This is a genomic window from Flavimobilis sp. BM9 (assembly GCF_058313055.1).
Window position 1 is genome coordinate 323,738 of the sequence record NZ_JBZEMO010000003.1, and the last position, 11,956, is coordinate 335,693.

Consider the following 11,956-nt stretch of genomic DNA (forward strand, 5'->3'; position numbering starts at 1 on the left):
CGCACAGTCACGGCGCCAGCCTAGCCGCGTCGCTACAGGTACTGGCCCGTCGAGCCGACGGTGTCGATCGTGCGGCTCGACGCGCTGCCGCCCTGCTTGGCGTCCTGGACGATCGTCCGGATGAAGACGATGCGCTCGCCCTTCTTGCCGGAGATGCGCGCCCAGTCGTCCGGGTTGGTGGTGTTGGGCAGGTCCTCGTTCTCCTTGAACTCCTCGGAGCACGCCCGCAGCAGGTGGTCGACGCGCAGGCCGCGCGCGCCCGTGGACAGCAGGTCCTTGATCGCGTGCTTCTTCGCACGGTCGACGATGTTCTGGATCATCGCGCCCGAGGCGAAGTCCTTGAAGAACAGCACCTCCTTGTCACCGCTCGCGTACGTGACCTCGAGGAAGCGGTTCGAGTCGTCCTCGGAGTACATGCGCTCGACCGTGCGCTGGATCATCGCCTCGACAGCGGCGGCAGCGGCACCGCCGTGCTCGGCGAGGTCGTCGGCGTGCACAGGTAGGTCGGGCGTCAGGTACTTCGCGAAGATCTCGCGCGCGCCCTCGGCGTCGGGCCGCTCGATCTTGATCTTCACGTCGAGGCGGCCGGGCCGCAGGATCGCGGGGTCGATCATGTCCTCGCGGTTCGACGCGCCGATGACGATGACGTTGTCGAGTCGCTCGACGCCGTCGATCTCCGCGAGGAGCTGCGGCACGATCGTCGTCTCGACGTCGGACGACAGACCCGTGCCGCGCGTGCGGAACAGGGACTCCATCTCGTCGAAGAACACGACGACCGGCGTCCCGTCCGACGCCTTCTCCCGGGCGCGCGCGAAGATCGAGCGGATGTGCCGCTCGGTCTCACCGACATACTTGTTGAGCAGCTCGGGGCCCTTGATGTTGAGGAAGAAGCTGCGCATCTCCCTGTTCGAGCCGTCGCGGGCCGCGACCATGCGGGCGAGCGAGCTCGCGACCGCCTTCGCGATGAGCGTCTTGCCGCACCCGGGCGGGCCGTAAAGCAGCACGCCCTTCGGCGGTCGCAGCCCGTGCTCCCGGAACAGGTCCGCATGGTCGAACGGCAGCTCGATCGCGTCACGGATCTGCTCGATCTGCGGGCCGAGCCCACCGATGTCCTCGTACGCGATGTCGGGGACCTCCTCGAGCACGAGCTCGGACACCTCGCTGCGCGGGACGACCTCGAAGACGAAGCCGCTGCGCGAGTCCGCGACGAGCAGGTCGCCGACGCGCACGTGGGCTCCGTCGAGCGAACCAGCGAGCCGCACGACCCGCTCGTCGTCGGAGCGCCCGACGACGAGCACGCGCTGCTCGTCGAGCTGCTCCTTGACCGTGACGGTCTCCCCGACAGGCTCGTAGCCCCCCGCCTCGATCACGACCATCGCCTCGTTGAGGCGCAGCTCCTGGCCGGGCCGCAGCGTCGCCACGGCGACAGCCGGGCTGACCGCGAGGTGCATCTTGCGGCCCGAGTACAGGACGTCGACCGTCGAGTCGTCGCGCGCCGCCAGGAACGTCGCGTAGCCGCCCGGCGGACGCGCGAGGTCGTCGAGCTGGTCACGCAGCGTGACGATCTGGTTGCGTGCGGCCGTGAGCGCCTCGACGAGACGCTCGTTGCGCGCGGCGAGCATCGTCAGACGCGGGTCGTCGGCGTTCGCGCCGTGCGGGTCCGACGGTCCGTGGCTCGTGTCGTGGCTCATGGTCGCCTCCTCGTCACGGCGCGGCCGGACGGCCGCGCTCGACCTTCGTCACCTCGACCCTACGCGCCTACGCCTCGGGGTTCGCGGCCTGTCCCACATCCCGGCGGACACGACGCACCTTCTTGTCCGAGACGGTGCGCTCGCCGAGGTCCTCCGGCGTCCACTCCTCGCTCGTCGTCGGGTAGTTGCCCTTCGACGGGCGACGACGCCGCACAGGCGCCTCGACGCCGTCGGCCATGCGACGCGCCGTCAGGAGGAAGCCGGTGTGACCGACCATGCGGTGGTTCGGGCGGACGGCGAGACCTTCGAGGTGCCAGCTGCGCACCATCGTCTCCCACGCCTCAGGCTCGGCGAAGCCGCCGTGGTCCCGCAGGTCCTCGGCGAGGCGCGAGAGCTGGGTCGTCGTCGCGACGTAGCAGACGAGGACACCGCCGGGCGCGAGCGCGGCCGCCGTCACGTCGAGGTTCTCCCAGGGCGCGAGCATGTCGAGCACGATGCGGTCGACCGTGCCGGGCTCCGCCACGAGCGGCAGCACGTCCGCGAGGTCGCCACGGCTCAGCGACCACGCCGGGTGCGGGCGGCCGAAGAACGCCTCGACGTTGCCGCGCGCGATCGCGGCGAAGTCCTCGCGCCGCTCGATCGAGTGGACGGAGCCGGAGTCACCGACAGCACGCAGGAGGGACAGCGTGAGCGCACCCGAGCCGACGCCTGCCTCGATCACGCGAGCCCCCGGGAAGATGTCTGCCATCGCGACGATCTGGCCCGCATCCTTCGGGTACACGACGGCGGCGCCGCGCGGCATGGAGAGCGTGTAGTCGCTCAGCAGCGGGCGCAGCGCGAGGTACTCGATCCCCGAGGTGGTCCGCACGACGCAGCCCTCAGGCTGGCCGATGATGTCGTCGTGGCGGAAGTAGCCGCGGTGCGTGTGGAAGGTCGCGTTCTCCTGGAGCGCGATCGTGTGCAGCTTGCCCTTGGGGTCCGTGAGCTGGACGCGCTCGCCGGCGCGGAACGGGCCGCGGCGCACCGCGGCACCTGTCGCCTCGGGGCGGCCGCCCTCGGACGTCGGTCGCACGAGCGCCTCGACGGCGGGCGGCGCGTCGGCTCGCGTGGCGGCGTCGGTCGACGCGTCGGTGGCGGGCGTGGGGCTGCTCGGCGCAGCGGGCTGGCTCTGGGTCACGAGGGGCAAGTCTAGGTCGTGCGCGGCCCGGCTCGCCCGCCCGGTCTCAGCGGCGCTCGAGCGCGGCGACCACGTCGGGCACGCGGACGGTGCCGACGACGACGCGGTCTCGCGTCGCGACCATGACGGGAGCGACGCTCGCGGCTCGCACGGCGGCGAACAGGTCGGCGCCCTCGAGCGTGACGTCGATCGTCGGGGCAGGTGCGAGCGTCGTCGCGGCGGACGACGCCTGGAGGTCGCGGAGACCCGCCGGCACGGCGCGCAGCTCCTCCGCCGTCGCGTGCGCGACCGCGCGCCCCGCTGGGTCGACGAGCACGACGCCGTCGGTGTCCGTCCGCTCGAGCAGCTCGATCGCGGACGCGACCGTCGCCGAGACGGACGTGGCGACCGCAGACCGCACGAAGTCGGACGCACGCAGACGCGTCACCCGGTCGGCACGGCGGGCCGACGCGACACCCGCGTCGGCTCCACGCCACAGCGTCATGGCGATGATGACCGCGAGGATGGCGAGCATCGGGTCGAGGCCGTCGCGATCCGAGAGCAGCGGGCGCACGACGAGCTGGAGGACCACGCCGATCGCGAGCGCACGCCCCAGGAACGCGGCGACGCGCGTGCCTGCATGACGGCGCCCGGTCACCCACCACACGGCGGCCTCGAGGATCATGCCGCCGTCGAGCGGCAGGGAGGGCAGCAGGTTGAACGCCCCGACGAGGAGGTTCGCCCACGCGCCCGAGTACAGCAGGAGCAGCGTCACCAGGTGCGGGACACCCGAGACGGGCCCGTCGAGCGCGAGGTACCCGAGCCAGAGCGCACCGGCCAGGACGAGGTTCGTCACCGGCCCCGAGGCGGCGACGAGGAGGTGGCTGCGGGGCGTCGAGTCGCGCGCCTCGAACGTGGTGTGGCCTCCCCACACGGAAAGCACCACCGCGTCGACGCGGTGCCCGCTGCGTCGCGCGGTCCAGGCGTGGGCGAGCTCGTGGAGCAGGACCGAGCCGAAGAGGACGACGACCATCGCCGCGCAGACGACGATCACGAGCCTCGAGAGCGACCCCGCGTCCGAGGCGAGGCTCGGCAGGAGCGCGAGGCTCCTGCGCGCGGTGGGCGCGTACAGGAACGCGACGACGACCGCACCGACGACCCAGCTCGGGGCCACGACGACCGGAGCTCCCGAGATGTTCGCGACGACGACCCCCTGAGGGTGCCGGCGCCCCGCGCGCCACCTCCGGCCCTGGGCGGGCGTGCGTGCGTCAGCATGGTCCACAGGGACAGCCTAGGGCGACGGCCGTGTCGGTCCCGCCGCCTACCCTGGACGGGTGACCGAACAGATCCTGGCTGCCACCCCTGTCGATCCCGCCGTCGGCCTGGGCGCCGCGGCGGCCGCCGACGAGCCGGGACGCACCCGCCGGGCGCCGGCGCTCTCGCCGTCGCGTACGAACGACTATGTGCAGTGCCCTCTCCTGTTCCGGTTCCGGACGGTCGACCGGCTCCCCGAGCCGCCGAGCCAGGCCGCCGCGCGGGGAACCCTCGTGCACGCGGTCCTGGAGGACCTCTTCGACGCTCCCGCCGGCGAGCGGACGTCCGCGGCCGCGCACGCGCTCGTGCCCGGCGCCTGGGAGAAGCTCCTGCACGAGCGACCCGAGTACTCGACGATGTTCGCCGACGCCGACGAGGCTGAGCGCTGGCTCGGCACGGCAGGTCCCCTGCTCGACACCTACTTCACGCTCGAGGACCCGAACCGGCTCGAGCCGCGAGCCCGTGAGCTCCTCGTCGAGGTCGAGCTCGAGGACGGGCCGCGCCTGCGCGGCATCGTCGACCGGGTCGACGTCGCTCCCGACGGCGCGGTGCGCATCGTCGACTACAAGACGGGCAAGGCGCCCCGACCCCAGTACGGCGCGTCTGCGGCGTTCCAGATGCGCTTCTACGGGCTCGTCGTGTGGCGCACACGACAGACGGTGCCGGCGATGCTCCAGCTCATGTACCTCGGCGACGGCCAGGTCCTCAGGTCCGTGCCGTCGATCGAGGACCTCGAGCGCGCCGAGACGCGCATCCGCTCCGTCTGGTCGTCGATCGTGCGCGACGCAGAGGCGGAGGACTTCGCGCCGAGCAGGTCGCGGCTGTGCGACTGGTGCGCGCACCGCTCCCTGTGCCCGGCGTTCGGTGGCCAGGCGCCAGAGATCCCCGAGGGCGCGATCCGCCTCAACCTCGGGCTCGCCTGAACGCCCCTCGTCAGGCCTCGGCGAGCAGGTCCAGCACGTCCCCCGCCGCCACAGCCGCGATCATCGTCAGGTCGACCGGCTCGAGCGTCGGCACCCGGCTCAGCCCCGGACGCTGCGGCAGGGGCACGACCGACTGCACGCCCACGACCCGGGCACCCGAAGCGGCCGCAGACGCGAGCCCGGGCGGCGAGTCCTCGAACGCGACGCACGACGAGGCGTCCACGCCCAGCCGCTCCGCCGCGACGCGGTACGGCTCGGGGTCCGGCTTGCCGCGGCTCACCTGGTCCCCCGTGACGACCGCGGCAAACGTCCCCTCCGGCACCGCCGCGACGAGCCGCGCGGCGAGCACCTGGTAGGACATCGTCACGAGAGCGCACGGCACACCCGCGACGCGCAACCGCTCGAGCACCTTGCGCGCGCCTGGCCGCCAGGGCATCTCACGGGCCATGGCGTCGCTCACCGACCCGACGAGACGCTCGACGATCTCCGCGCGCCCGAGCCGCACACCACCGCGTTCCTGGAGCACACCCGCCGCCACCAGCAGGTCGGAGCCGACGAGCGAGAGCGCATCCTCGTGGGTCCACGTGTCGCCGGACTCCGCGACGAGCGCCATCTCCGCGGCGATCCAGTACGGCTCGGTGTCGATCAGCGTCCCGTCCATGTCCCACAGGACCGCGGCGGGCAGCGCTCGCCCCGTCGCGGGGTCGACGAGGGCAGACGTCTGCTGCGGAAGAGAAGAAGGCATGCCTCCATCGTGCCTCATCCCGCGAGCCTGACCGCCCGCAACCCCTAGGCTGGAGAGATGGACGAACCGATCCTCCCGGAACTCCCCGACGACCTCGGAAGCCTGCTGCCCGAGATCGAGGGCTCGCCCGCCAGCGACAACGCGGCCGGCTCCGACCAGGGTGCCGTGATGATCGCGGCGTTCGAAGGCTGGAACGACGCGGGCAGCGCCGCGACCTCCGCCGTCCTGCACCTCGCTGAGGTCCTCGGCGCCCAGAAGGTCGACGAGCTCGACCCCGAGGAGTACCACGACTTCCAGGTCAACCGGCCCGTGGTGGCGACGGACGACGACGGCCGCCGCGTGCTGACCTGGCCGACGACGACGGTCAGCGTCGCCGAGCTCGACGGGCGCCGCTTCGTGCTCGTGCACGGCATCGAGCCGTCGATGCGCTGGCGCACGTACTGCAAGGAGCTGCTCGGCATCGCTACCTCGCTGGGCGTGCGCACGGTCATCACCGTCGGCGGCCTGCTCGCCGACGTGCCGCACACCCGTCCGATCCCCGTCTCGGCGACCTCCGAGGATCCTGCGGTCCAGGCGCTCCTGGACGTCGAGCAGAGCGCGTACGAAGGGCCCACCGGGATCGTGGGCGTGCTCCAGCACTCCGCCCAGGAGGGCGGCCTGCGGGCCCTGTCCCTGTGGGCAGCCGTGCCGCACTACGTCGCGCACCCGCCGTCACCCAAGGCGACGCTCGCGCTCGTCGTCAAGCTCGAGGACCTTCTCGGCGTGCATGTCCCCCTCGGTGACCTGCTCGACGACGCACGCGCCTGGGAGCACGGCGTCGACGAGCTCGCCGAGGAGGACGAGGAGATCGCCCAGTACGTCGCGCAGCTCGAGCAGGCCAAGGACACCGTCGAGCTGCCCGAGGCCACCGGAGAGGCGATCGCGCGGGAGTTCGAGCGGTACCTTCGGCGCCGTGAGCGCGGCGACCAGCCCGGTGACCCGCGTCGCGCACGTCCTGGCGCGAAGGACGGCGGCGGCCACGCCGGCACAGCCCGCGGCCCCCTCCCCGGCCCCGCAACCTCCGAGGACGACGAGCCCGAGACCAGCTCCGGGGAATCGTCGCCGCCGACCGACTGACACGCCCGAAGCCGACCTCTCCCGCTCGTGCGAGGCTTGGGGCATGGATTTCCGCATCTTCACCGAGCCCCAGCAGGGCGCCTCCTATGACGACCAGCTCGCGGTGGCTCGCGCCGCCGAGGACCTGGGCTTTGACGCCTTCTTCCGCTCTGACCACTACCTGCGGATGGGGGACGGCTCTGGCCTTCCCGGCCCCACCGACTCATGGACGACGCTTGCAGGCCTCGCCCGCGAGACGAGCACGATCCGCCTCGGCACGCTCGTGACGTCCGCCACGTTCCGCCACCCGGGCGTCCTCGCGATCCAGGTCGCGCAGGTCGACCAGATGTCAGGCGGTCGTGTCGAGCTCGGCCTCGGCGCAGGCTGGTTCGCGCGCGAGCACGCCGCCTACGGCCTGCCGTTCCCGGCCAAGCGCTTCGGGATGCTCACCGAGCAGCTCGAGATCCTCACCGGGCTGTGGGGCACTCCGCTCGACGAGACGTACTCGCACTCGGGTGAGGTCTACACGCTCGAGGACTCCCCCGCCCTGCCCAAGCCTGTCCAGCGCGACCCGCTGCACGCCGACCGTGCAGGCGTGCCGATCATCATCGGCGGCGGTGGGCCGGCCAAGACGCCGGCGCTCGCCGCGCGGTTCGCGACCGAGTACAACCAGGCGTTCCCTGCGAAGGACACGATCCGTGAGCGGTTCGACGTCGTGAACGCGGCATGCGAGGCCGCCGGCCGTGACGCGTCGACGCTGTGCCGCTCCGCCGCACTCGTCCTCTGTGTCGGCACCGACGACGCTCAGGTCAGGGCGCGTGCCGCAGCGATCGGCCGCGAGCCCGACGAGCTGCGCCAGAACGGTGTCGCCGGCACCGTGAGCGAGGCCGTCGAGACGATCGGCGCGCTGCGCGAGTCGGGCGTCGAGCGCCTCTACCTCCAGGTCCTCGACCTGCACGATCTCGACCACATCGAGCTCGTGGCCTCGCAGATCATCCCGCAGGTCGGCTGAGGCGACAGACGCGTGGGGCCGGGCCCGCCCGGCCCCACGCGTCTGTCAGATCCGGACGCCGAGGAGCGCGTTGACCGCGCGAGCGATGACGCCGGGTGCGCCCTCGTGGACCGCGACGTCGTCACGGCTCGACTCGGTGACCGCACGCTCCGCCCACGCGTCGACCGCCCGCAGGGCCGCCGGGGCGTCGAGATCGTCGCGCAGCGCCGCACGCATCGCAGCGAGGGTCGTCGCGGCCTCGGGGCCGCCGTTGCCCGACACGGCCTCCCGCCACCGGGCGAGACGCACCTGTGCGCGCGCGAGGTCGGCGTCGAACCACTCCCACTCAGATCGGTAGTGGTGGTCGAGCAGCGCGAGCCGGATCGCCATCGGGTCGACGCCCTGCTCGAGCAGGCGCGACACGAGCACGAGGTTGCCGCGCGACTTGCTCATCTTCTCGCCCTGGTAGGACACGAGACCGACGTGCAGGTGCGACGTCGCACGCTCGCCGTCCGCGAGCAGCCGCAGGTGCGACGTGCTCATCTCGTGGTGCGGGAAGAGCAGGTCGGCGCCGCCACCCTGCACGTGGAACTCGCCGCCGAGGCCCTCGCGCGCGATGACCGCGCACTCGACGTGCCAGCCCGGACGACCCGTGCCGAGGCTCGCACCGTCCCACGCGGGCTCGCCCGGACGCTCTCGCCGCCACAGCAGCGGGTCGAGCGGGTCACGCTTGCCGACGCGCGCCGGATCACCGCCGCGCTCGCGGAAGAGGGCGGTCATGGTGTCGCGGTCGAGCCGGGCGACATCACCGAAGCCCGGGTCGACGCTCAGGTCGGCGTAGACGTCTCCCAGCTCCGGCTGGCTGCCGCCCGCACCCGGCTCGTTCGGCACCCGGTACGCCGCGCCCCCGGCGACCAGCTTCTCGACCGCGGCGGCGACCTCCGGGATGGTCTCGACCGCGCCGAGGTACACGTCCGGGGGCACGACGCCGAGCGCCGTCATGTCGGCGGCGAACAGTGCGATCTGCTCGCGCGCGAGGTCGCGCCAGTCGACCCCCGTCGCGTTCGCACGCTCCAGGAGAGGGTCGTCGACGTCGGTCACGTTCGACACGTACGTCACCGTGCGGCCCGCGTCGAGCCACGCACGCACCAGCAGGTCGAACGAGACGTAGGTCGCGGCGTGGCCGATGTGCGTCGCGTCGTACGGCGTGATGCCGCAGACATAGAGGCCGGCACGGTCGCCCGGGACGGGCTGGACGCGCTCGCCGCTCGACGAGTCGACGAGCGACGGCATCACGCCGTCAGCGTCGGGAAGGACAGGGATCTGCGGTCTGGGCCAAGCGTGCACCGACCCAGCCTAGCGGCAGGACACCGCAGCCCTGGACCCGCCAGGAGGCGCCTAGACGCCGCCCGTCGCCGTCACGGCGCCCGCGCCGAGGAGGATCACGACGACCACGGCGAGCACCAGCCGGTAGATGACGAACGGCAGGTACGAGCGAGTCGAGACGAGCTTGAGGAACCAGATGATGACGCCGTAGCCGACGACGAACGCGATCACGGTCGCGACCAGGATCGGCAGCAGGCCCGGCGTGCCCGCCGTCCCGAGCTCGTCGAACGAGCCGACGAGCTTGTAGAGACCCGACCCGAGCACGGCCGGGATCGCCAGGAGGAACGAGTAGCGGGCCGCAGCCTCACGCGTGTAGCCGAGCAGGCGCCCCATCGTGATCGTCCCGCCGGACCGGGACACGCCCGGGACGAGCGCCATCGCCTGCGCGAGACCGAACAGGATCGCGTGCCGCGGGCCGATCGTGTCGAGCGTCCGCTCCTGGCGCGCGAAGCGGTCAGCAACACCGAGCAGGATGCCGAAGACCGCGAGGGTCAGGGCCGTCAGGTAGAGGTTGCGGAACGTCGCGTCGATCGCGTCCTCGAGGAAGAGCCCGCCGACGACGATCGGCACCGAGCCGAGCGCGATCCACCACGCCATCCGCGCGTCCGCGTCACCCTCGCCGAGGCGGGCCCGCCACCCCGTGCCGTGCGCGCCCGTCAGCGCCCGCCACCACGCGGCGCAGATCCGCGCGATGTCCTTGCGGAAGTACAGGACCACCGCGGTCTCGGTACCGATCTGCGTGATCGCGGTGAACGCGGCTCCCGGGTCCGAGGACCCGATCAGCTCGCCCACGATGCGCAGGTGCGCCGACGACGAGATGGGCAGGAACTCGGTGAGGCCCTGGACGAGGCCGAGGACGATCGCTTCCCAGACATTCACAAGCCGACACTCTACGGGCCACGGCTGGCGCGCGGCCCGGCGACGCGAGGGCGTCACGTGCGGAACGTGTGACGACCGCGTGCCGACGCCGCCGCGCCTGCACCGCCCGGACGGGACGCGACCGGTAACCTGCCCGCATGGAGCTGCGGCAGCTGGGCACGACCGGGATGCGCGTCTCCGAGCTCGGGCTCGGGACGATGACATGGGGACGGGACACCGACGAGATCGACGCCGCGGAGCAGTTCCGTGACTTCCTCGACGCGGGCGGGACGCTCATCGACACGTCGGCGTCGTACGCCGACGGGACGAGCGAGGAGGTCGTCGGCAGCCTCCTCGCCGAGGTTCGCCGCGAGGACGTCGTCCTCTGCACGAAGGCTGGCGTCCGGTCGACGTCGCGCGGCAACGTCCTCGACGCGTCCCGCGGAGCCGTGCTCGGCTCGCTCGACGCGTCGCTGCAGCGACTCGGCACCGATCACGTCGACCTGTTCCTCGTCCAGAACCCCGACCCGCGCACCCCGCTCGACGAGACCCTCTCCGCGCTGCAGCGCGCCGTCGACTCTGGTCGCGCGCGGTACGTCGGGCTGTCCAACCATCCCGCGTGGCAGCAGGCGCGCGCTGCGACGCTCCTCGAGCAGGCAGGCCTCGAGCTGGCCGCGGTGGAGATGGAGTACTCGCTGCTCGAGCGCGGGGTCGAGCGTGAGGTGGTCCCCGCAGCGCTCGCGCTCGGGTCCGGCCTCGTGGCGTGGTCGCCGCTCGGCCGCGGCGTGCTGAGCGGCAAGTACCGCCGCACGATCCCGGCAGACTCCCGTGCCGCGTCGACGCACCTCTCAGGGTTCGTGCAGCCGTACCTCGACCAGGAGTCGAGCGGGATCGTCGAGGCCGTGGCGATCGCCGCCGCCGGGCTCGGCCGTTCGATCCTCGAGGTGTCGCTCACGTGGCTGCGCGGGCGCCCCAGCGTCTCGAGCGCGCTCGTCGGCGCACGCACGCCCGGCCAGCTGCGGACGTCGCTCGCCGCCCTCGACCTCGAGCTGCCCCCTGAGGTGAGCGCCGCTCTCGACGAGGTCAGCGCCCCCGCGACCGGCTATCCCGAGCGGCGCTGACTCAACGGTCGCGGTTCGCGAGCTCCTCGACCTCGTCCTCGCTCAGGCCCTCGAGCTCGTCGTCGTCGAGGTCGCTCCCGGCGTCGTCCAGGTCGTCCTCGTCGATGTCGTCGTCGTCCAGGTCGTCCTCGTCGTCGTCCTCGTCGTCCTCCGCGACGTAGAACGGGAGCGCCTCGCCGTACGTCGAGGCGATGGCCTCGTCATACACGTCGAAAGCGTCCGCGAGGACGTAGTACGCCTCGTCGACCGCGGGGTCGTCCTCTCCGCGTCGGCCGACGATCGCGCCCAGGTGCGCCTCGAAGGCGGCGACGAGACGATCCAGTGCGGCACGCGGTTCGACGGTCATGGCAGCAACGGTAACCCTCTCGCGTGCACAATGGCAGTCGGCGGGTCGTCCCGCCGCCGTCCGACCGATCCGTCAACCGGGAGGAACCGCCCATGACCGCTCGCTCCGACCGCCGCACCCCGGTCCCCCGCCACGGGGAGTACGAGTACCGCACCGTGTCGATCGCCCGCGACGTCTCACGCCACGACGCGGCACGCATGCTCACGGAAGAGGCCGAGTACGGCCGCTGGGAGCTCGCGACGTCGAGCCTCTACGTCGGCGGGGAACGCCGCGTCATGCTCCGCCGCCGGATCATCCGCGCCCGGAACACCCTGAGGGCGTTCGACTGAC

Annotated in this window: 12 protein-coding genes; 5 read left to right on the forward strand and 7 right to left on the reverse strand. The window is 72.4% G+C overall.

From position 1 onward, the window contains the following. Positions 1–32: 32 nt before the first annotated feature. From arc to AC4F3Q_RS07505, 3 genes are all read right to left on the reverse strand, one after another. Positions 33–1,691: a proteasome ATPase gene (arc, locus tag AC4F3Q_RS07495; RefSeq protein WP_491039411.1), complete on the reverse strand. Its 1,659-nt coding sequence runs from the start codon at positions 1,689–1,691 to the stop codon at positions 33–35. Between the two features lie 67 nt (positions 1,692–1,758). Beyond that, complete coding sequence (locus AC4F3Q_RS07500; RefSeq protein ID WP_491039412.1) at positions 1,759–2,877, reverse strand: tRNA (adenine-N1)-methyltransferase; 1,119 nt, start codon at positions 2,875–2,877, stop codon at positions 1,759–1,761. Positions 2,878–2,914: 37 nt separating this feature from the next. Beyond that, positions 2,915–4,129 carry a site-2 protease family protein gene (locus AC4F3Q_RS07505; protein WP_491039413.1) on the reverse strand — a complete coding sequence of 405 codons (1,215 nt, stop codon included), beginning with the start codon at positions 4,127–4,129 and terminating at the stop codon, positions 2,915–2,917. A 52-nt stretch (positions 4,130–4,181) separates the two neighbouring features. On the opposite strand from AC4F3Q_RS07505, the gene AC4F3Q_RS07510 reads away from it, so the two are divergent. After that, positions 4,182–5,084, forward strand: coding sequence for a RecB family exonuclease (locus AC4F3Q_RS07510; RefSeq protein WP_491039414.1), 903 nt, complete (start codon positions 4,182–4,184; stop codon positions 5,082–5,084). Positions 5,085–5,094: 10 nt separating this feature from the next. Here the strand turns inward: AC4F3Q_RS07510 and AC4F3Q_RS07515 are convergent, their stop codons facing one another. Continuing rightward, positions 5,095–5,829 carry an HAD family hydrolase gene (locus AC4F3Q_RS07515; RefSeq protein ID WP_491039415.1) on the reverse strand — a complete coding sequence of 245 codons (735 nt, stop codon included), beginning with the start codon at positions 5,827–5,829 and terminating at the stop codon, positions 5,095–5,097. Positions 5,830–5,997: 168 nt separating this feature from the next. Here AC4F3Q_RS07515 and AC4F3Q_RS07520 point away from each other — a divergent pair, with 168 nt between their 5' ends. Both AC4F3Q_RS07520 and AC4F3Q_RS07525 read left to right on the forward strand, forming a co-directional pair. Continuing rightward, positions 5,998–6,945 carry a PAC2 family protein gene (locus AC4F3Q_RS07520; RefSeq protein WP_491039479.1) on the forward strand — a complete coding sequence of 316 codons (948 nt, stop codon included), beginning with the start codon at positions 5,998–6,000 and terminating at the stop codon, positions 6,943–6,945. Positions 6,946–6,988: 43 nt separating this feature from the next. Beyond that, entirely contained in the window at positions 6,989–7,936 is a 948-nt protein-coding gene (locus AC4F3Q_RS07525; protein ID WP_491039416.1) for an LLM class F420-dependent oxidoreductase, read from the forward strand. Between the two features lie 45 nt (positions 7,937–7,981). Here AC4F3Q_RS07525 and mshC read toward each other — a convergent pair whose 3' ends face one another. Both mshC and AC4F3Q_RS07535 read right to left on the reverse strand, forming a co-directional pair. Then, positions 7,982–9,262, reverse strand: a complete 1,281-nt coding sequence (gene mshC, locus AC4F3Q_RS07530; RefSeq protein WP_491039417.1) for a cysteine--1-D-myo-inosityl 2-amino-2-deoxy-alpha-D-glucopyranoside ligase — start codon at positions 9,260–9,262, stop codon at positions 7,982–7,984. 51 nt (positions 9,263–9,313) lie between these two features. Then, on the reverse strand, positions 9,314–10,180 hold the full coding sequence (locus AC4F3Q_RS07535; protein WP_491039418.1) for an undecaprenyl-diphosphate phosphatase: 867 nt from the start codon (positions 10,178–10,180) through the stop codon (positions 9,314–9,316). A gap of 137 nt (positions 10,181–10,317) precedes the next feature. On the opposite strand from AC4F3Q_RS07535, the gene AC4F3Q_RS07540 reads away from it, so the two are divergent. Beyond that, complete coding sequence (locus tag AC4F3Q_RS07540; RefSeq protein ID WP_491039419.1) at positions 10,318–11,280, forward strand: aldo/keto reductase; 963 nt, start codon at positions 10,318–10,320, stop codon at positions 11,278–11,280. A gap of 1 nt (position 11,281) precedes the next feature. Here the strand turns inward: AC4F3Q_RS07540 and AC4F3Q_RS07545 are convergent, their stop codons facing one another. Next, positions 11,282–11,626 carry a primosomal protein gene (locus tag AC4F3Q_RS07545; protein ID WP_491039420.1) on the reverse strand — a complete coding sequence of 115 codons (345 nt, stop codon included), beginning with the start codon at positions 11,624–11,626 and terminating at the stop codon, positions 11,282–11,284. A gap of 92 nt (positions 11,627–11,718) precedes the next feature. Between AC4F3Q_RS07545 and AC4F3Q_RS07550 the strand changes: the two genes are divergently transcribed. After that, positions 11,719–11,955 (forward strand): DUF5703 family protein, encoded by a 237-nt coding sequence (locus AC4F3Q_RS07550; RefSeq protein WP_491039421.1) that lies wholly within the window; start codon positions 11,719–11,721, stop codon positions 11,953–11,955. Position 11,956: the final 1 nt, after the last annotated feature.

Coding starts and splice junctions, on each gene's coding strand:
- arc (WP_491039411.1), bottom strand. CDS start 1,691: ATGAGCCACGACACGAGCCACGGACCGTCGGACCCGCACGGCGCGAAC.
- AC4F3Q_RS07525 (WP_491039416.1), top strand. CDS start 6,989: ATGGATTTCCGCATCTTCACCGAGCCCCAGCAGGGCGCCTCCTATGAC.
- AC4F3Q_RS07515 (WP_491039415.1), bottom strand. CDS start 5,829: ATGCCTTCTTCTCTTCCGCAGCAGACGTCTGCCCTCGTCGACCCCGCG.
- AC4F3Q_RS07550 (WP_491039421.1), top strand. CDS start 11,719: ATGACCGCTCGCTCCGACCGCCGCACCCCGGTCCCCCGCCACGGGGAG.
- AC4F3Q_RS07520 (WP_491039479.1), top strand. CDS start 5,998: ATGATCGCGGCGTTCGAAGGCTGGAACGACGCGGGCAGCGCCGCGACC.
- AC4F3Q_RS07540 (WP_491039419.1), top strand. CDS start 10,318: ATGGAGCTGCGGCAGCTGGGCACGACCGGGATGCGCGTCTCCGAGCTC.
- AC4F3Q_RS07545 (WP_491039420.1), bottom strand. CDS start 11,626: ATGACCGTCGAACCGCGTGCCGCACTGGATCGTCTCGTCGCCGCCTTC.